The organism is Nonomuraea sp. NPDC048881, assembly GCF_040649795.1.
Lineage (GTDB): Bacteria > Actinomycetota > Actinomycetes > Streptosporangiales > Streptosporangiaceae > Nonomuraea.
Genome location: NZ_JBEZGC010000026.1, coordinates 55,135 through 72,963, shown reverse-complemented (window position 1 = coordinate 72,963; position 17,829 = coordinate 55,135). Strand labels below are relative to the sequence as shown.

Sequence of the window (17,829 nt, the reverse complement as noted above, 5' to 3'; positions counted from 1 at the left end):
CGTGAGCCCTCAACCCGTACCCGGAGCGCCGGCTGTTCGCCTGCGCGGGCTACGCCCTGCAGGATTCGCGCACTTTGCACCTTCACATCGTGGGTCCCACGCCAGACGTGATCAACGACGGCGTCACCGTCACGTGCGCGCTGTGGAGGTGCCAGAAATGGCACATCACGCCCGAGTGTCTGCGAGACTCCGGAAGCCATGAAGATCTTGTGGATCGTCTGCGTCCTGGTGCTGGCGGGCTGCACGGCAGCCCCAGCGCGCACCGTGCCGAGGACTCCGGCGGCGAGCACGACCCCCGTCGCGTCGCCCAAAGAGAGCGACCTCGACGACGAGGAGGACGAGGGTGCCTCTGACGACAGGGCCACCACGGTGCTCGACGTGGCGGTGGCGGCCCCGGACGCGGCCTGGGCGGCCGGCTTTGCCGTGACAGCGGAGGACGAGCCGTCCAACGGCGTGCTCCTGCGGATGGACCGCGACGGATGGCGTGTCGACCAGCGTCCGTACAAGCGGTTCCCCGACGCGATCGACTCCATCGTGTCGGGCGTGGACGCCGACGGACCGAACCAGGTCTGGGCAGTCGGCGACCTCGGCGACCTCGATGAAAACTCCGAGGAGGTGCGGCTCCCCTTCGCCCTGCGCTGGGACGGCCGGCGTTGGAAGACGTTCGGACCTGCCCAGCTCCCGAAGGTCGGCACGCTGACCGACGTCGCCGTGGACGGTTCGCGGGCGTTCCTGATCGGCAGGCGCGGGGAGGGCAAGACGTCCATCCCCGTCCTCGCGACCTGGAACGGCAGGCGTTTCGGCAAGCAGGAAGTCCCGCACGGAGGTAGATTCCGCGCCGTGGACGCCGGAGCCGGGCAGGTGTGGATCGCGGGCAGCTCCTCCAGCGGGCGATGCGCTGATTCGCGCCCGGCGATCTGGCACAGCGCGACTCCCGGCGGCGCGCCGGTGGAGATGCGGCTGCCCGCGCTGGGCCAGGGCACGCTCCGGCACATCTCGCAGAACCGGCCGTCCGACGTGTGGGCCGTGGGTGAGCGCGGCACCTCGGGAGACTGTGACGAGTACGGTGCAGGCGAACCGCTGATCCTGCACTGGAACGGAAGCTCCTGGACGCAGGTCGAACCCCCCAGGTGGAGGGGCTCGCTGTACGGTGTCGCCGCCGTCGGCGAGGACGACGTGTGGGTGGTGGGTTACGAAGAGGACGTGACGACCGAAGTCACGTTGCTGCACTACGACGGGCGGCGGTGGAAGCGGAGGGCCGGGTACACCGAAGGCGGCTCGAACGTCTCCGGCCTCGCCCGGGTCGACGCCAACCTGCTGCTGGCCGCCGGGGACCGCTGAGCCGACCGTTCTCCCCGACAGCACGCCTGACGGCGGCACGTCCGTGACCGCGTCGCTGAACTACGTGCGCGGATCTGGGAGAAGCGCACACGAACCGGTGACAGATGCCTCTGGGCAACCCCTGGCCGGCTGCCTAGTTTCTTGAACGGAACCGCCTCCGTGAAGGGAGCACCGTGCGTCCGCCTGAACGTTCGGTCATCGCCGCCGCCGTGCTCGCGGCGCCCTTCCTGGCGACCCCCGCCGCACGCCAACGGCTCCCCGGGCGTGGGCCCGGGCAGCTTCGTCCGCTGACCCTCAAGACCCCGAAGGGAAGCATCATGCGCCCCATCCGGACACTCGTCCTCGCCCTCGTCGCGGCAGCGCTCCTGCCCGCGACGGCCGCCGCGGCCCAGGAGCGTGTGTATGACTGCGCCCAGGGCTTCTGGTCGCCCAATCCCTACCGCGGAGGGATCGACATCCTCGCCGGCGGCTGCACGGGACCGGCGTCGGGCACGGAACCGGCCTACGTCACGCTCCGGTCCGGGGTGCCCTCGCCTCCCAAGACGTTCCTGTGCCCGACGGCCGCGTATGTCAACGGCACCGTGGTCGCGTCGCAGTGCGCCCACGTCCCGCCGGCCTGACACCGGAAGCCCTCGCGATGGCACTCGTTCGGACGAAAAGCTCCCGTGGGCGGCCACGACTGCACGAGGGAGGGGATGCGGCGCCCCTCCCCTCCTCAGCCGGCGAGTGAGGCCGGCCTGCCGAGCACCTCGGTGAGAGCTGAGATGCTGTGGTCGCCGTGGCCGGCCTCGGCGGCTCGCCTCAGCAGGTCGTTCAGCGGGCCGAGCCATGCCACGTCGACGTTCGTCTCCCGCGCGAGGTCTTCGTCGTGGGCCGCTCCGGCCAGGAACAGGTTCACGGAGGAGGCGGCGTCGCTGTAGTCACCGCTGTCGATCTCCCTGGCGTACACCGGAAGCAGGGACTTGATCATGTCCAGCCACTTGCCGGTGAAGCGCACCATGCTGCCCGCGTCCAGCCCGCGCGCCCGGAGGGCGGCGGCGCCCTGGAAGAAGCCGACGAGCGTGGGCAGCAGGAGGGCGCCCACCGCCATCTCGTACAGGGCGGCCAGGTCGACCTCGTCGCCCAGGTGGACGGTGTCGCCGCCCAGTGTCGTCAGCGTCGGCTCGCAGGCGTCGAAGACGGCCTTGTCCCCGCTGTAGTAGATCAGGGTGTCCGGCGCCCCCACGGCTGCGGGCACGTTCTTGACGGCGCCGTCGAGGTAGCGGGCCCCGAGGGAGCCGGCCCAGGCGGCCGTCTCCCTGGCGCCGGCCGGTGACCCGCTGTTCAGGGTGACCAGGGTGCGCCCCGACAGGGCGGCGGCGACCGGCTGCAGGATCTGGCGGGTGTCTTCGTACGTGGTCAGGCAGGTGATGATCAACGGGCTCGCGGCCACGGCGTCCTCGATCGCCTCCGCGTGGATCGCGCCCCTGGCGGCGAGGAGTGCGGCCTTGTGCGACGTGCGGTTCCACACCGTCGTGGGGTGTCCTGCCCTGATGAACGTCTCGGCGAGGGCCGTACCCATCGAGCCCAGCCCGATGACGGTCACGTTGTCGTCTGTCATTGCGTGCTCCTTGGTGATGTGCGGTGGTCGGTCAGTGGTGAACGGGCACCGAGTGCTTGCCGGTGCTCTGTGAGGACGTCTTCTTGTCCCGGTGCAGCAGCAGGAGCAGCGCCGTCGCGAGCCCGGCCAGCGCGAAGACGGCGGTGGCCAGGAAGCCCGCCTGGAACCCGTCGTTCAGGCCCTCGGCGTCGGCGCCCGTCGTGGAGGCGAAGGCGACCGACGAGGCGATCGCGATGCCGAGCGCGGCTCCGATCTGGAAGACGGCGTTGTTGATGCCGGAGACCAGGCCGGACTCCTCGGGCTTGGCGCCGGTGAGCGAGGCGATGGAGGCTGCGACGTTGGTGCTGCCGATTCCGGAGCCGAAGACGACCAGGCCGAAGAACAGGTCGCTCCAGTAGCCGCCGTCGGCGTCGATCCGGGTCAGCAGCAGCAGGCCGCCGGCCAGCAGCGTCATGCCTGCGATCGCGATGGGCTTGTAGCCGACCTTGGCGACCAGTCGGGCGCTGACGTTCGCGCCGATGATCGACATGACCGCGTAGATCGCGGTGCTGAGTCCGAACTTCACCGCGCTGTAGCCGAGGACCTGCTGGGCGTAGAGCGACGTGATGAGCGCCCCGCCGTACACCGTCATGGCGACGATGAGCATCAGGATGTTGCCGCCGACCACGGTCGGTGAGCGGAAGATCCGCAGCGGCACCAGCGGGGCCTGCGACCGGTTCTCGATCACGGTGAAGATCACGAACAGTACGGCGGCGCCGATGAGCATGCCGATGGTCCGGCCGCCGCCCCAGCCGACCAGCGGCGCCTCGGAGACGGCGTAGACCAGCAGGGCGATGGCGGCGGTGATGGTCACCGCGCCCGCCGGGTCGAAGCGGCGGCGGCCGTCCTGGACCGGCGTCGTCTTGAGCAGACGGGGCCCGAAGACCAGGACCGCCACGACGACCGGGACGTTGATGTAGAAGATCCACTCCCAGCCGAGCCCGTCGGTGATCGGGCCGCCGATGAGCAGTGCCGCGGTCGCGCCGAAGGCGCCGACGCCGGTCCAGATGCCCAGCGCCTTGTTGCGCTCGGGCCCCTCGGCGAAGGTGTGCATGAGCACCGCCATCGCGGTCGGTGTCATGATCGCGGCGGCGACGCCCTGGACGACCCTGGCAGTGATCAGCACCGAGTCGTTCCAGGCCAGGCCGCACAGCACTGAGGCGAGGCCGAACAGGGCGGTGCCGAACAGGAACATCCGGCGGCCGCCGAGCAGGTCGGCGGTGCGCCCGCCGAACATCAGCAGGCCGCCGAAGCTCAGCAGGTACGCGCTCATCACCCACTGGACGCCGCCCGGGGAGAAGCCGAGTTCGCTCTCGATGGAGGGCAGGGCCAGCATGACGATCTGGGAGTCGACGATGACCATGAAGAAGGACGCCACCAAGAGGGTCAGCGCCAGCCATCTCCGAGGGTCGGGGGCTTCCAGGGGTTCGCGAGGTGTCATCTTTTCCTCTTCTGGGATGCATCAGGGCAGCGCGAAGCCGCCCCGTAGGGATATCGGGCCTGGTGAGACCTAGTGGGGAGGGGAGATCCTCGCGGTCAGGCACATGCGATCGAGCGCGTTCGCGACGGACACGGCCATGATCAGATTCGCGAGGTTGTGGGGACCGAGCAGGTTCTCCGCCGCGCCGTACACGTCGTCGGGCACGCCGTCGGCCGGAAGCTTGGTCATCGTTTCGGCGAGAGCCAGGGCGGCACGCTCCGAGTCGGTGAACCGGCGCGAGTCGCGCCAGCCCGCCAGCTCGTTGAGCCGCTCCTGCCGCTCGCCCAGGCGGATCGCCTCCGCGGAACGCAGGGCCAGGAAGTACGCGCAGCCGTTGAGCTGGGCGACCCGGATGCGCGCCAGTTCGCGCAACCGGTCGTCGCACAACCCCTCGCGCCGCAGCACGTCCTCCAGATCGGTGATCAGGCTGACGGCTCGTGGCGACGCTGCCGCCAGTTCGATGCGCTGCCTGGTCATCGTGTGGTTCAGCCCTTCGTCGCGGTCGGTGGTCGTCTGCCTGAAGCAGTGTGAATCCGGCAGACGGTCACGAACAACGGCAAAGTTCTCACCGCTCGGTAAGGTGCCCTTACCGAAGGGGGGTGCCGGTGAACTGGCAGGAGCTGGAGACGTTCCTGGTACTGGCCGAAGAGCTGCATTTCGGCCGCACGGCCGACCGCCTGCACGTGTCACGCGCCCGGGTCAGCCAGATGACCCAGGCGCTGGAACGCCGGGTCGGCGGCCCGCTGTTCGAGCGCACCAGCCGCCGGGTGGCCCTGACCCCCTTGGGCAGGCAACTGCGCGAAGACCTCGGTCCCCACTGCCACGGGATTCTCGAAGCCATGGCCAAAGCGTCGAACACCGCGCGCGGCACCGGCGAGGTGCTGCGCGTGGGCTTCTCCAGCCCGCTGGCCAGCGAGCGGGTCATGACCGTGGTCGAGGCGTTCCGAGCCTCGCATCCGCGGTGTGAGGTGCAGATCCGCGAAGTCCACCTGTCAGACAGGTACAGCGCGCTGCGACGGGGCGAGCTGGACCTGCAGGTGATCGAACTGCCCGTGGACGAGCCCGACCTGACCGTGGGCCCCGTGCTCGTGCGCGACCGGACCATGCTCGCCGTCTCCGCCTCGCACCGCCTGGCCGGCCGTACGTCGATCTCCATCGAGGATCTCGGAGGGGAGAACCTGCGGCTCATCGACGGCCTGCCGGGCTATTTCCAGGCGCGTCACATGCCTGATCGCACCCCGGCCGGGCGGCCCATCCATCACTCGACAACGACGAAGTACTGGCAGGAACTGCTGGCCCTCGTCGCGGCGGGCGAGGGCGTCACGATCGCCGCCGCCCAGGGCACCCGTTACTATCCAAGGCCCAACCTGGTCTACGTCCCGTTCCACGACGTCGGGCCGTTCGAGTACGCACTGATATGGCGTACGGCGAGCGTCTCCGCCAAGGCCCTGGCCTTCGCCAGGATGGCAGTGGAGAAGCACGCCTCCAAGGCCTGAGTCACTTGATCGACAAGCGTACATCTCGCCAGGCGCGCCGAACCCGGGCGCCGACGTCGGCGGTCAGCGTCCCGAGAGGGCGTCACGCAGTTTGATGTCCTTATGATCTGGACAGGTTCAAGCAGCCCAACTTCCTCCGTGGCTCGAACGCCACGACGCCCGCCGCCCAGACGGCCTCTGGGCACGCCTCAGCCAACGCGTCCTCGCCCTCAACGCCGCCATCTGGCAACTGGAACACCGGCGCACCCGTCAAACGGTCTCTGGCCGCCTACGACCACTGCCCCGGATTCACATCAGCGATCCAGCAGCTAGCCGGCGGCCGCCTGGGCGACAGACCGGAGTCCGGCGGCCAGTTCCTGCGCCGTCGGGGCGTTGTCCGGGTCGATCTGCCAGCGGACCAGCAGGCCGATGAACAAGGTCAGCAGCACCTGCCCGCCCGCCTCGTCCTGGCCGGGCAGGCGATGGCTCAGCTCGCGCTGGGCGAGTGCCTGCCCCTCGGCCAGCCGGGTGCGCACGTCGGGCAGATGCGGCGCCTGGGCCAGTGTTTCGACGTTGGCCCGCCAGACCATCGGGTTGGCCTGGAACGACTCGATCAGCCGGGCCCAGAACTCCTCGAACCACCGGGCCGACTCGTCAGGAAAGGCCTTGAGCACTTCGGCGACCGCCTGACCGGTGACTTCGATCATCGCCTGGGCGAGCAGGGCGTCCTTCGAGCGGTAGTGGTAGTTGATCGCGGCCAGGTTGCTGCCGGAGACGGCCACGATGTCCCGGACCGTGGTGCGGGCGTAGCCGCGCTCGGACAGGCACTGTTTGGCCGCTGCCAGCAAATCCTCGGGGACTCCCATCTGGTGATCTTACCAGCACCACGAACAACTGTTTCAAACAACCGCTCTACACTCGGTCAGGGTGCGGACCAGTGGCGGAGCAGCGCGTCGCGGCCGCGGGACCAGGGCGCATCGACCTCACGCTCGGTCCGGCTGAACCCGCCCGCCGTCTCCGGGCCGACGTAGCCGTGGAAGGTGCTGTGCAGTGACCGCGTCGCGTCGCTCGGGCGGCTCCGGCGGCGAACAGCCCGTGGGATGACCCGCTTGATCTCCGAGTGCCGTCGGGCGGCGTCGGCCTCGGCCGTGGCGTCGTCCAGTTCCATCCACGCCGCCGGCGCCGTCCTGGTGTTCCCCCTGTGGTCTCCTTGACTCGGCCTTGCAGCAGTGCGTCGAGGTTTCGGACACCGAAGTGGCCACCGCACCGCTGCCGGCCAGGCTGCCCCCCGGCGCGATGCCCCTGGGGAGCGACGCCTTCGAGGTCGCCCGCGCCGACCACCGGGTCCAGCGCCGGCCGTCTGCGACCATCTGGCTCAGGCAGCCGCAGGTGGGGCGGCCGGTCAGGTCTGGGTGGAGCCCTCCCCGGGCAGGACTCGGGCGATCTCCTCCAGGTCGTCTGCGGTCAGCCGCAGCGTGCCCGCGGGAAGCCACCCGTCCACCTGCGCGGCGTTCCGAGCGCCCACGATGGCGCCGGTGACGCCGGGCCAGGCCAGCGTCCAGGCGACCGCCACGGCGGCGACGGACACGCCGGCGCGATCGGCGATCGGACGGAAGGCCTCCACGACGGCGAGCCGCTCGTCCAGCCCGGTGGTGAAGCTGGGGTGGTGCTTGCGCCAGTCGTCCTCGGGCAGCGCGGCCACTCGCTCGGCGGAGAAGGCGCCGGTGAGCAGGCCCGACTCCATGGGCGAGTAGACGATGACCCCGGTGTCGTGGGCGGCGGCCCAGGCGATCTCGGGTGCCGCGTTCCGGTTCAGCGCGGAGAACTGCGGCTGGATCGCGTCGACGTGCGCGATCTGCTCGGCGATCTCCAGGTCGGCGACGCCGTGGTTGGACAGGCCGATCGCCCGGACCTTGCCCTCGGCCTTCAGCTCCGCCATGACCTGCCAGTACTCCTGCACCGGCGTGGCGTTCGGCGAGCGGCCGCCGCCGTTCCAGTCGAGAGGTTCGCCGGTGTCGGGCCAGTGCACCTGGTACAGGTCGATGCTCTCGACGCCGAGCCGGCGCAGCGACTCCTCGACCTCGCGGCGGACGTGTTTCATGGTACGGCGGGGCGTCGCGTCGGGCTCGGCGGGATCCCGGACCAGGCCGCCCTTGGTGAAGATCAGGGGCCGTTCGTCCTGAGGCAGGTCCGCGATCGCCTTGCCGACCACCTCTTCGGCGTGGCCGTAGCCGTAGACGGCGGCGGTGTCGATCCAGTTGACGCCGCGTCTGATCGCATGCCGTACCGCCTCGATCGATTCGGCGTCGTCCTGGGCGCCCCAGCTCCAGCGCCAGCCGGCGCCGGCGATGCCCCAGGAGCCGAACCCGGTACGGCTGACGCGCAGCCCGCTGCCGCCCAGCTCGATCATGTCAGGCCTGCCGCGTCGGGTAGACGACGACCTGGCAGAGGTTGACGCGAGCCGGGCGGGAAGTGATGTAGGCGACCGCGTCGGCGACGTCCTCGGGCGCGAGCCTAGTGCATCTCGTGCCTCGCGGAGTGGTTCAGGCGAGGATGTGGCCGGTCCGCCTGCCGTACGGCACGCAGCATGACCGGTGCGACGAGCGCCATCAGGACCAGTGCCACCGCCGCGGCGATCATGGCGTAGTGCTGGCCCTGGGTGAACGCCTCACGCGCGGCGGCCGCCAGAGCGGTCCCCGCCGGCTCCGGCAGGTGGCGCGCCGACTCCAGAGCGCCGCCGAGGGTGTCCAGGGCCGGGGCCGGAGCGCCGGTGAGGTGCGCCCGGTAGACGGCGGTGCCGATGCTGCCCAGCAGCGAGATGCCGAGCGCGCCGCCGAACTCCGTGGCCACCTGCGACAACCCGGCGACCGAGCCTGCCCGCTCCGGCGGAGCGGTGGCGATGATCAGGTCGGAGGAGACCGTCAGGACGAGGGTGACGCCCCCGGCCATCAGCATGATCCCGGCGATCAGCAGACCGCTCTGCCCGGTCACGTCCAGCCTGGACAGCAGCGCGAACCCGCTCGCGCCGACGAGCAGCCCGGCGCAGACCACCAGCCCCGGCCTGACCTTGCGGACCAGCACCGGCGCGAGCCCGGCGGCGAGCATCGCCATGCCCGCCGAGGGCAGCGCGTACAGACCGGCGACGAGCGGCCTGGCGTCCATGACCATCTGCAGGTACTGCGTGGTGAAGAGGCTGGAGCCGACCATGGCGAAGACGCCGAGGGTGTTGGCGCCGATCGCGGCGGTGAAGGCGCGGCTGCCGAACAGGCGCACGTCCAGCATCGGATCGGCCATCGAGCGCTGCCGCCCCACGAAGGCGGCGCCCATCGCCAGCCCGGCGACGATGGCCACAACCGGCGTCCAGCCGAGGCCGTCCTGCGCGATGTGCTGGATCCCGTAGATCGTGGGCAGGATGGCGCCCAGCGACAACGCCACGCCGAGCAGGTCGAACCTGCCCGGACGCGGGTCACGCGACTCGGGCAGCAGCAGCGGCGCCAGGATCAGCAGCAGCGCCATGACCGGCAGGTTGACCAGGAAGACCGAGCCCCACCAGAAGTGCTCCAGCAACGCACCGCCCATCAGCGGGCCCAGCATCGCGCCGCCGGCGAAGGCGCCGGTCCAGATGGCGATCGCGACCCGGCGCCGGCCGTCGTCGTGGAACATGTTGCGGATCAGCGACAGCGTCGAGGGCATCAAGGTGGCGCCGCCCACCCCGAGCAGGGCCCTGGTGACGATCAGCATGTCGGCGCTGGGAGAGAACGCGGCCACCGCGGAGGCGGCGCCGAACGCGGCGGCCCCCGCCATCAGCAGGCGACGCCGCCCGACCCGGTCACCGAGCGTGCCCATCGGCAGCAGCAGCCCGGCCAGCATGAACGGGTAGATGTCGATGATCCACAGCAGCTGGGAGCCGCTCGGCGCCAGGGAGGCGCTGATGAACGGCAGCGCGTAGGACAAGACGTGCAGGTCGACGGAGATCAGGAGCACGGGCAGGACCAGGACGGCCAGCCCGACCCACTGCTTGCGTCCGGCTTTCATGAACGGCCTTTCTCGCGGAGGGGTGCACCGGCGTGGTGCAGGTGACGCAGGGCCTCGGCGTGCGAGGCCGCGAAGCCGACCTCGTGGTACGGCAGGCCGAGCTGCCGGCAGTAGGCCCGCACGATGGGCTGGGCCAGGCGCAGGTTGGGGGCGGGCATGCTGGGGAACAGATGGTGCTCGATCTGGTGGTTGAGCCCACCCATGGCCAGGTCGATGAGGCGGCCGCCGCGCACGTTGCGGGTGGTGAGCACCTGCTTGCGCAGGAAGTCCAGCTCCGCCGTACCAGTCAGGGTGGGCATGCCCTTGTGGCCGGGGGCGAAGACGCAGCCCATGTAGAGGCCGAACAGACCTTGGTGGACGGCGAAGAAGATCAGGGCCTTGCCGGGCGACAGGACCCAGACCAGCGCGCCCAGATAGAGGACGAAGTGGGCGAACAGCAGCGCGCCCTCCAGGACGCGGTGTCTCATCCAGGGCCGGCGTAGGGCGCGGACACCGCCCAGGTGCAGGTTGAGCCCCTCCAGCAGGAGCAGAGGGTAGAACAGCAGCGCCTGCCTGCCGCCGATGAGCCGGGCCAGCCCGCGGCTGTCGCGCGCCTGCTCCTGCGACCACACCAGGACGTCGGGAACGACGTCGGGATCGAGGTCCTCGTGGTTGGGGTTGGCGTGGTGACGGGTGTGCTTGTTCATCCACCAGCCGTATCCGAGGCCGATCCCAAGGTTGCCGCCGAGCCGGCCGAGGATCTCGCTCGGCCTCCTGCTGAGGAAGATCTGCCGGTGCGCCAGGTCGTGCATGACGAGGGCGACCTGGGCGAAGACGATCGCGAAGCCGACCGCCAGCGGCACCTGGAGCCAGGAGTCGCCGAGCAGGAAGAAGGCAGCCAGACCGGACAGGTAGAGAGCTGCCACCACGCTGATCCGCCGGAGGTAGTGGCGGGTGCGGCGGTCGAGGAGCCCGGCCTGTCTGACACGTCTGGACAGGCGGCTGAAGTCGCTCACGGCCTGGGCCGTTGCGGTTGCTTGTGCCATGCCTGGGACCATACACATGTTTGTGACGACCGTGCAAAACACTTGTTTGTGACGTTTGTTTGACTAGACTGAGCGCATGATCGAGAACGGAGCACACGCGCTGACAGCGTTCGAGACACCCGCCGGCTGGGCACACGAACCGGACGAGGCCTACGAGATTTCGTGGCGGCGGGCGATCGAACTGCTCGACCACCACGGCCCCGCCCGCGTGGCCGGCATCGAAGTCGTCGCCGCCAGTGCCGAGACGCCGACAGGGGCGCTGCACGCCGTCTGGAAGCGTGCCGCGGGATGACGGCCCTGCCTCCGCTCAGCCTGCGGCAAGCCCTGCTGATCGTGGACGCGGTGAACGGGCTGCCCTGCGTCGACCGCCTGACCAGAGAGCGACTGCTGGCGCAGGAAGTGGCGGCGGTGATCGCTCTGGGTGCGCCGGAGGTGTGGGCTGCGGACGGGACTGCCCTGCTGGGCATGATCGAAGCCTGGACGACGGGCCAGAGCCTGGCGGTCATCGATGCGGCCGAGCGATTCTGGGCGTGCACCGAAGGTGGTTACGAGCAAGGGTTGCGGGCCGTGGGACTGTTGCGGTGAGTTCTCACAGGCAGATCGGCCGGGCGAGCCTGGCGTCCATCGCCATGGTGACCATGGCGATCAAGATCGCCTGCCGCAGCGGTGAGCAGGGGAGCCTGAAACGAGTACATCGACCACTACAACGGCCACCGGCCTCACCAAGCGCACGACCAACGGCCCCCTGATCAAGACCAACAGGTAGGGGTGTCCATGAAGGTCGGATCAAACGCCACGAAGTACTCGGAGGAGCGATCGACGAGTACCGCATCGCAGAACCAAACACCGGCAATGGTGGCATGCTTACACCTCAAGCCTCGGTACAGAACGTTCGACGGTGAGGGTGAAGCCTGTGCCCATGTTGGTCGAGCCCATATTCGAACCTACCGACAACCAGCTGGTGAATGTCGGACTCTTCCTTTTAGACGTAATTCTGAGTTTCTGGTTCTTATGGGTACCCGGGGTCGTGCTTTGGTGGATATTTGAAGGGCGCCACAAGCGCTCATCCGGCGGTTCCAGTGGCTCCCGCAGTTCCAGCTACCGTCACGACGGGGCTGGTGGCGACGGTGGCAGTGACGGCGGCGCGGGCGACGGCGGAGGCGACGGCGGAGACTGACGGACAGGCATGGGCGGCCACCCGCAGCCCCATCGGCAAGATGGGCTGCCGTTGACGACTACGGCGACCAGGTCGCCCTGGGCACCGTCCGCCGGACCGCCATCGGCCGCGCCGCCACGCGCCGGCAGGCCACGCCCGACGGCCGGGCCCTCGCGCACGCCCAGACCCGAAGGCCCATCTGCCAGCGACTATTCGAGTTCGAATATCGGTCGTCCGTTGATATCGATATTGGACACAATCTATGTCCCGTGATGTCCTCTGCGCATGAAGAAGCCAATCCCCCAGGCCTTCCATTCCGGGCTGGGCGTCATCGCGCTCACCTCGCTCACCCTCCTTGGTGCTCCCTCGTACGCGGCCACCGCATCACCCGGCGCCCCCGCCGCCGCCGCAGAGGTACGGCCGGGAACCACCGTGCGCGACGACCTGCGTGCGGTGTTCGACACGGCCGGCGTGCGAGGCACGTTCGCGCTGCTGGACGTGTCGTCCGAGAAGACGACCGTGGTGGACCGGCGACGGGCCGAGACGCCGATGGTGCCCGCCTCCAGTTTCAAGGTCCCGCACGCGCTGGTCGCGCTGGAGACGGGCGTGGTCAAGAGCCCCGACGAGGTGATCCCCTGGGACGGCACGCCGCAGCCGTATCCCGAGTGGGAGAAGGACATGACCATGCGGGAGGCCGTGCGTATCTCCAACGCGGCGGCGTTCCAGGTGATCGCCCGCCGCATCGGCCTCGCGCGCGAACGCCAGTGGTTGCACCGGCTTGGCTACGGCAACCGGCAGACCGGGTCAGTGGTCGACCGGTTCTGGCTGGACGGGCCGCTGGAGATCTCGGCGGTGGAGCAGACCCGATTCATGGCACGGCTCGCCGCGCTGCGCCTGCCCGCCAAGCGCGAGAACCAGCGCACCGTCCACGACTTGATCCTGCAGGAGAAGAAGAACGGGTACGCGCTGTACGCCAAGTCAGGCTGGCAGAACGCCCCCGGCCCCGGCACGGGCTGGTGGACCGGCTGGGTCGAGCACCGCGGACGCGTGTACACCTTCGCCCTGAACATGGACATCGCCAAGGACGGCGACGCCGCCAAGCGCGCCACGCTCGCCCGCGAACTGCTGCACCGGCTGAACGTCCTGCCCGCCGCGTGAGCAACGCACCCGCAGACCACGGTGACCGTCGCACGGTCACCGTGGTGGTCGCCGTCCAGGCGGCCATCTCGCTCGGCTACTTCGCGGCCATGGCGCACGTCGTCCTGCACCTGCGAGCCGACCTCGGGTTGGCCGCCGGCCTGATCGGCCTGGTGCTGGCGCTGCGCAATCTCGTGCAGCACACGCTCTCCCTTCCGGTCGGCGTGCTGGTGGACGTACTCGGCCCGGTACGGATGGGAATTCTGGCGTGCCTGCTGCGCGCGGCCGGGTTCGCCCTGCTGGGCACCGTGTCCACCCTGCCCTGGCTGATCATCTCCGTGGTGTTGCTGGGCACGGGCGGAGCGCTGTTCCACCCGGCGGCACAGTCGCTGCTGGCCGGGCTCGCCGAACGGCGAAGGGCGCGCGGATACGCGGCGTACACGATCACGTTGCAGGCCGCGGCCGTGCTCGGCCCGCTGCTCGGCCTGGCGCTCCTGAACGTGGGTTTCTGGCTGGTCGCGCTGACGGCGGCGGCGCTGTGGGGCGCGGCGGCATTCCTGTTCTCGCTCGTGCGGCACGTCCCGCGCGTGCCGGTCGTGCGCGGGGTCGCCTCCAGAGTGCGAACGGTGCTGCAGGATCGGGTCTTCATCTGGTTCGCGGCCGTGTCGGCGCCCGCCATGCTGCTCACGGACCAGTCGTCGGTGGTCGTGCCGCTCGGCGGCGCGGACGCGACAGCGGTGGCCGTGTTCTCCTGCGTGCTCGCCATGGTGTCGGCCGCGGTCCAGCCGTGGTGCGCGGTACCCGGCCGCGCCGACAGCCCGCACGTGCTGCGCGCGGGACTGCTGCTCGCCGCGGGCGGCCATCTGCTGCTGGCAACCGGCGCGGGCGGCGGAGTGACGGGCCTGGTGCTGGTGGCCGTGCTGCACGGGCTCGCCGACGGGCTGCTGCAGCCGGCAGTGTTCCAGACGATCGCCCGGCTCGCCCCGCCGACCCGTTTCGGGGCGTACCTGGGCGTGCAGACGTTCTTGTCGGGCCTGTGCGCGTTCGTCGGCGGCAGCGCGGTGGGCTGGTTGTTCGACCGAGGACCGGCCGGTGCGACCACGGCGCTGGTCATCCTGGCGTTGACCGGCTGCGTCGGGGCGACCTGCGTCCGTCCACTGTCTACCCGGGCGCTTGACGCCCGAGAGGTGATGCGGCCGGTCACGACCGATGCCGGCTCATCCCCCCGCTCCAGGAGCATCGGACGGCAGCCGAGCTCCGTTGACACCGAGGCCGGCACCTGCCCAAGCCCTGCCGCAGCGCACAGGGACGGCGTCAACGGCTCAGCGAGGTCATGACCGGCGGGGCGACTCCCCGCCGGGTGCGGTCGGCCGGCCGAAATCGTGGGCGACAGTCGCCGGCGCGTCCGCCTCGGTGTCGGAGGCGATCGCACGGGCGCTGCGCGTGAACGCCACCGACCGCGCCCACCTGTTCCACCTGGCCCGCGCCGCTACGCCGGCAGGCGCAGCGCCTCCCGACCGGGCCCGCACCAGCGCTGGACTCCATCGCCGACGCCGCCGCCTTCGTCCGCGACACCCGCCAAAACCTCCCGGCGGCCGGCGCAACTCCGCAGGATGGACGCCTTCTCCGCGAAAGCGCTCAGGAGCGGTCGAGGGCTACTTGTCGTAGGGCTTCGGCAGGCGCATGCCGCGGTCGGCCATGATCCGCCGGACCCGGTCCGGGTAGTCCGTGATGACGCCGTCGATCCCCATGTCCATGAGGGCCTCGATCGTGGCCGGGTCGTCACAGGTCCACGGGATCACTTTCAGGCCGCGCGCGTGCGCGTCCGACACCATCTTCTCGGTGACGTAGAAGCGGAAGGCGGGGTCGCTGATCGTGCCGTTCTGCGGGAAGCCGTACACCGGGGACAGTGCCGTGACGCCCGGGACGGCGGCGGCAGCGCTGACGAAGTCGCCGCCGAAGTCGTCGGCGTCGAGCCCGCCGAGCCACGGGGAGGCGCCCGGCTTGCCCACCTGAAGGAAGTCGTAGTTGGTCAGTGCCACCAGCGGCCATTCCGGTGCGAGCCGGTGCATCTCCATCAGGGCACCCCAGTCGAAGGACTGGATAGTGACCTGGCGCTCGATACCCGAGGCGCGGATCTCCTCGAACACGCGGCCCACGAACAGCTCGCGCGGCGCGGTCTGCTCCGGTGCGCCCGCCTCGACCTTGGTCTCGATGTTCAGCTTGACCTGCTTGGCCCGGTGACTCCTGACAAGGTTCAGCACGTCCTTGAGCTCGACCATCCGGAAGCCGTCGACCACCTCCTGCTCGGGGAAGCCGGGCAGCTGTTTGTAGCCGCAGTTCATGGTCTTGATCTGGGCCAGGGTCAGGTCCTTGATGAACTTGCCGACGTACGGGAACATCGGGTCCCCGGGGGTGACGGGAGCGGTGTCCTGGCACTTTTGGGCGCTGATCTGCCGGTCGTGGTTGACCACCACCTTCAGGTCCTTGGTCACATGGGTGTCCAGCTCAAGGGTGGTGACCCCGAGGCGCAACGCCTTGGCGAACCCCTCCAGCGACTCCTCGGTCGTCATACCGAGGCCGCCGCGGTGGGCCTGCAGGTCGAAGTGGGTCTTCTGGGGCAGCACGCCGGGGCCGTCGGCCGTCGACGCGTGGGCGACCGCCGGCGCGGCGAGCACGCAAACGAATGCCAGACTTGCCAGGGCATGGTGATGACGCACGGGGCACTCCGCTGTTAAGGGTCTGAAATGACCTTGGCGAGGCTAAAGGCCCGTCCGCACCCTCGTCTCGGCGCTGGCGTGATGAGGTCATGAACGTTCGCAGAACGCTTCGGACGAGCAGGTCTCCTCCCCGAATGTGACCCCAGCCCCAAATAATCTTTGGATGGTCCCCGTGACGTTGCGCGGCGATGCGAGTGGAGGTCGCCGACGCCGGGCAGCCGGATCCCAAGACGGTGCTCACCGGCATCCGGATGCCGCGAATGAACTCGATCATGGAGCGGCGGGTGCAGTCATGCCGCCACGAGCTTCTCGACCGCTGCCTGATCTGGAACGAACACCGCCTGCGGCACGCCCTGCACGAGTACGAACACTTCTACAACCAGCACCGAGCACATCAAGCCCTGAACCAAGCAGCCCCGCTGCGCACCGTCCCCGATCCGATCACGGCCCCAGAGCGAATCATCGACGCGAACGTACGCCGACGCGACCGGCTCGGCGGCGTACCCCGTGACTACTCACAAGCGGCTTGACCTGCGTGGATGGAATTTTCGGCAGGCGCAGTGTCCGCGGCGGCGGGCTGTGACCCCGCTGATCGGCTCGGATTCGTTCGACGACGGCAGGGTCCACTCCGTCATCGGCCACCTCGTCCGCGACCTGCGCCGCCCCCTCAGCGCGACAACGACTGCAGGGACCCGGCGATCCAGTGCCCGGCCCAGCGCTTGATCTTGCGCAGCGCCTCCGGCCGGCTCGCCGCCCGGTCGAGCCGGTAGTACAGCCGCGGTGGCATGTACGACAGCAGCGGCGAGTGCCGCTGGCCGAGCAGCGCGAACATCTGCGCGGGCTCCAGGCGCAGGTAGCGCGGCAGGTCCTCGTAGAACCGCGCGCTGTAGCGGGCGGCGCTCTGGACCGGCAACAGCGCGGCCTTGCGCTCCCGCTCGTAGGCCGCGAGCGCGGGCGCCAGGGCGGGATGGCGCTCGATCGCGCCGGCCAGCGCGATGGCGTCCTCGATCGCGAGCGTGGTCCCGGCGCCGATGGAGTAGTGCGTGGTGTGCGCCGCGTCGCCGAGCAGGACGAGGTTGCCGCGGTGCCAGGAGCGGTTCCTCACGGTCTGGAAGCGCAGCCACTGCGCGGCGCCCTGCCCGCGCCCGACGAGCCGATGCCCGTCGAGCAGGTCGGCGAACAGCTTGTCCAGCAGCTCCAGGTTGCCCGCCTCGTCGGCGCGGTCGAGCCCGAGCCCGCGCCACGTGGCGGGCGCGCACTCGATCACGCAGGTGCTGCGTTCGTCGTCGAAGGGGTACCCGTAGCACCAGATCCAGCCGTGCTCGGTCTCCACGAAAGCGAAGGTGAAGGCGTCGAAGACCCTGGTGGTCCCGAGCCAGATGTAGGTGTTGCCCCCAGTGGCGACCTCGGTGCCGAAGTCGTGGCGGCCGCGCAGTGGGCTGTTCACCCCGTCGGCGGCCACCACCAGGTCGGCGTCCGGGACCTCGCCGAGGATCTCGCGCTCGAACTCCACCCGCACGCCGAGGGCGATCGCCCGGTCGGCCAGGATGCCGAGCAGCCGGTGGCGGCCGATGCCGAAGCCCTCGTCGCCGCGGTGCGTGGTGGTGCGGCCGCCGACGAGGGCCATCCCGTCATGCCACCGCACGGACGCCTCGCCGATGGCGCGGGCCGACTCGGGATCGCTCTCGTACAGCCGGTCGAGCAGGCTGCCCCAGTACGTCACGCCCCAGCCGTACGTCGAACCCGCCGGATCGCGCTCGAAAACGGATATGTCACACGAAGGATCGCGTAGCTTCATCAGGATCGCGAAATACAGGCCGG

18 protein-coding genes are annotated in these 17,829 nt (G+C 69.9%); 8 read left to right on the top strand and 10 right to left on the bottom strand.

The genetic code is table 11. The features are described 5' to 3' along the window. Positions 1–198 precede the first annotated feature (198 nt). The gene (locus AB0C33_RS46600) at positions 199–1,341 is read left to right on the top strand and encodes a hypothetical protein (protein WP_358300748.1); all 1,143 of its coding nucleotides are present in this window, start codon (positions 199–201) and stop codon (positions 1,339–1,341) included. 317 nt (positions 1,342–1,658) lie between these two features. Further along, on the top strand, positions 1,659–1,961 hold the full coding sequence (locus AB0C33_RS46595) for a hypothetical protein (RefSeq protein WP_358300745.1): 303 nt from the start codon (positions 1,659–1,661) through the stop codon (positions 1,959–1,961). 95 nt (positions 1,962–2,056) lie between these two features. On the opposite strand, the gene AB0C33_RS46590 is transcribed toward AB0C33_RS46595, so the two are convergent. The 3 genes from AB0C33_RS46590 to AB0C33_RS46580 all read right to left on the bottom strand — a co-directional run bounded on the left by AB0C33_RS46590 (position 2,057) and on the right by AB0C33_RS46580 (position 4,937). Then, the gene (locus AB0C33_RS46590; protein WP_358300742.1) at positions 2,057–2,941 is read right to left on the bottom strand and encodes an NAD(P)-binding domain-containing protein; all 885 of its coding nucleotides are present in this window, start codon (positions 2,939–2,941) and stop codon (positions 2,057–2,059) included. Between the two features lie 31 nt (positions 2,942–2,972). After that, complete coding sequence (locus AB0C33_RS46585) at positions 2,973–4,421, bottom strand: MFS transporter (protein WP_358300740.1); 1,449 nt, start codon at positions 4,419–4,421, stop codon at positions 2,973–2,975. A 69-nt stretch (positions 4,422–4,490) separates the two neighbouring features. Then, complete coding sequence (locus AB0C33_RS46580) at positions 4,491–4,937, bottom strand: carboxymuconolactone decarboxylase family protein (protein WP_358300738.1); 447 nt, start codon at positions 4,935–4,937, stop codon at positions 4,491–4,493. A 128-nt stretch (positions 4,938–5,065) separates the two neighbouring features. Here AB0C33_RS46580 and AB0C33_RS46575 point away from each other — a divergent pair, with 128 nt between their 5' ends. Continuing rightward, the gene (locus AB0C33_RS46575; protein ID WP_358300736.1) at positions 5,066–5,956 is read left to right on the top strand and encodes a LysR family transcriptional regulator; all 891 of its coding nucleotides are present in this window, start codon (positions 5,066–5,068) and stop codon (positions 5,954–5,956) included. Positions 5,957–6,264: 308 nt separating this feature from the next. Here the strand turns inward: AB0C33_RS46575 and AB0C33_RS46570 are convergent, their stop codons facing one another. The 5 genes from AB0C33_RS46570 to AB0C33_RS46550 all read right to left on the bottom strand — a co-directional run bounded on the left by AB0C33_RS46570 (position 6,265) and on the right by AB0C33_RS46550 (position 10,995). Then, positions 6,265–6,801, bottom strand: a complete 537-nt coding sequence (locus AB0C33_RS46570) for a helix-turn-helix domain-containing protein (RefSeq protein ID WP_358300733.1) — start codon at positions 6,799–6,801, stop codon at positions 6,265–6,267. 56 nt (positions 6,802–6,857) lie between these two features. After that, the gene (locus tag AB0C33_RS46565; RefSeq protein ID WP_358300731.1) at positions 6,858–7,103 is read right to left on the bottom strand and encodes a hypothetical protein; all 246 of its coding nucleotides are present in this window, start codon (positions 7,101–7,103) and stop codon (positions 6,858–6,860) included. A 234-nt stretch (positions 7,104–7,337) separates the two neighbouring features. Further along, positions 7,338–8,345, bottom strand: a complete 1,008-nt coding sequence (locus AB0C33_RS46560; RefSeq protein WP_358300728.1) for an aldo/keto reductase — start codon at positions 8,343–8,345, stop codon at positions 7,338–7,340. Positions 8,346–8,449: 104 nt separating this feature from the next. After that, the gene (locus tag AB0C33_RS46555) at positions 8,450–9,970 is read right to left on the bottom strand and encodes an MFS transporter (RefSeq protein WP_358300725.1); all 1,521 of its coding nucleotides are present in this window, start codon (positions 9,968–9,970) and stop codon (positions 8,450–8,452) included. After that, positions 9,967–10,995 carry an acyl-CoA desaturase gene (locus tag AB0C33_RS46550; protein ID WP_358300722.1) on the bottom strand — a complete coding sequence of 343 codons (1,029 nt, stop codon included), beginning with the start codon at positions 10,993–10,995 and terminating at the stop codon, positions 9,967–9,969. Before AB0C33_RS46550 ends, AB0C33_RS46555 begins: the two co-directional genes overlap by 4 nt. 76 nt (positions 10,996–11,071) lie before the next feature. Between AB0C33_RS46550 and AB0C33_RS46545 the strand changes: the two genes are divergently transcribed. The 4 genes from AB0C33_RS46545 (at position 11,072) to AB0C33_RS46530 (ending at position 14,625) form a co-directional block, all read left to right on the top strand. Then, entirely contained in the window at positions 11,072–11,287 is a 216-nt protein-coding gene (locus AB0C33_RS46545; RefSeq protein WP_358300720.1) for a hypothetical protein, read from the top strand. Further along, entirely contained in the window at positions 11,284–11,580 is a 297-nt protein-coding gene (locus tag AB0C33_RS46540) for a hypothetical protein (RefSeq protein WP_358300717.1), read from the top strand. Before AB0C33_RS46545 ends, AB0C33_RS46540 begins: the two co-directional genes overlap by 4 nt. Positions 11,581–12,436: 856 nt before the next feature. Beyond that, a complete protein-coding gene (gene blaOXA / locus AB0C33_RS46535) occupies positions 12,437–13,309 on the top strand; it encodes a class D beta-lactamase (RefSeq protein ID WP_358300715.1) in 873 nt (290 codons plus the stop codon). After that, positions 13,306–14,625 (top strand): MFS transporter, encoded by a 1,320-nt coding sequence (locus tag AB0C33_RS46530; RefSeq protein ID WP_358300712.1) that lies wholly within the window; start codon positions 13,306–13,308, stop codon positions 14,623–14,625. The genes blaOXA and AB0C33_RS46530 overlap by 4 nt, the downstream gene beginning before the upstream one ends. 318 nt (positions 14,626–14,943) lie before the next feature. Here AB0C33_RS46530 and AB0C33_RS46525 read toward each other — a convergent pair whose 3' ends face one another. Beyond that, positions 14,944–15,966, bottom strand: coding sequence for a glycerophosphodiester phosphodiesterase family protein (locus AB0C33_RS46525; protein WP_358300709.1), 1,023 nt, complete (start codon positions 15,964–15,966; stop codon positions 14,944–14,946). Positions 15,967–16,196: 230 nt separating this feature from the next. Here AB0C33_RS46525 and AB0C33_RS46520 point away from each other — a divergent pair, with 230 nt between their 5' ends. Continuing rightward, entirely contained in the window at positions 16,197–16,538 is a 342-nt protein-coding gene (locus AB0C33_RS46520) for an integrase core domain-containing protein (RefSeq protein ID WP_358300707.1), read from the top strand. A 137-nt stretch (positions 16,539–16,675) separates the two neighbouring features. Here AB0C33_RS46520 and AB0C33_RS46515 read toward each other — a convergent pair whose 3' ends face one another. Beyond that, the gene (locus AB0C33_RS46515) at positions 16,676–17,731 is read right to left on the bottom strand and encodes an FAD-dependent monooxygenase (RefSeq protein WP_358300705.1); all 1,056 of its coding nucleotides are present in this window, start codon (positions 17,729–17,731) and stop codon (positions 16,676–16,678) included. Between the last annotated feature and the right edge of the window lie 98 nt (positions 17,732–17,829).

Coding starts and splice junctions, on each gene's coding strand:
- AB0C33_RS46580 (WP_358300738.1), bottom strand. CDS start 4,937: ATGACCAGGCAGCGCATCGAACTGGCGGCAGCGTCGCCACGAGCCGTC.
- AB0C33_RS46555 (WP_358300725.1), bottom strand. CDS start 9,970: ATGAAAGCCGGACGCAAGCAGTGGGTCGGGCTGGCCGTCCTGGTCCTG.
- AB0C33_RS46595 (WP_358300745.1), top strand. CDS start 1,659: ATGCGCCCCATCCGGACACTCGTCCTCGCCCTCGTCGCGGCAGCGCTC.
- AB0C33_RS46560 (WP_358300728.1), bottom strand. CDS start 8,345: ATGATCGAGCTGGGCGGCAGCGGGCTGCGCGTCAGCCGTACCGGGTTC.
- AB0C33_RS46545 (WP_358300720.1), top strand. CDS start 11,072: ATGATCGAGAACGGAGCACACGCGCTGACAGCGTTCGAGACACCCGCC.
- AB0C33_RS46570 (WP_358300733.1), bottom strand. CDS start 6,801: ATGGGAGTCCCCGAGGATTTGCTGGCAGCGGCCAAACAGTGCCTGTCC.
- AB0C33_RS46540 (WP_358300717.1), top strand. CDS start 11,284: ATGACGGCCCTGCCTCCGCTCAGCCTGCGGCAAGCCCTGCTGATCGTG.
- AB0C33_RS46590 (WP_358300742.1), bottom strand. CDS start 2,941: ATGACAGACGACAACGTGACCGTCATCGGGCTGGGCTCGATGGGTACG.
- blaOXA (WP_358300715.1), top strand. CDS start 12,437: ATGAAGAAGCCAATCCCCCAGGCCTTCCATTCCGGGCTGGGCGTCATC.
- AB0C33_RS46520 (WP_358300707.1), top strand. CDS start 16,197: ATGCGAGTGGAGGTCGCCGACGCCGGGCAGCCGGATCCCAAGACGGTG.
- AB0C33_RS46600 (WP_358300748.1), top strand. CDS start 199: ATGAAGATCTTGTGGATCGTCTGCGTCCTGGTGCTGGCGGGCTGCACG.
- AB0C33_RS46565 (WP_358300731.1), bottom strand. CDS start 7,103: ATGGAACTGGACGACGCCACGGCCGAGGCCGACGCCGCCCGACGGCAC.
- AB0C33_RS46585 (WP_358300740.1), bottom strand. CDS start 4,421: ATGACACCTCGCGAACCCCTGGAAGCCCCCGACCCTCGGAGATGGCTG.
- AB0C33_RS46550 (WP_358300722.1), bottom strand. CDS start 10,995: ATGGCACAAGCAACCGCAACGGCCCAGGCCGTGAGCGACTTCAGCCGC.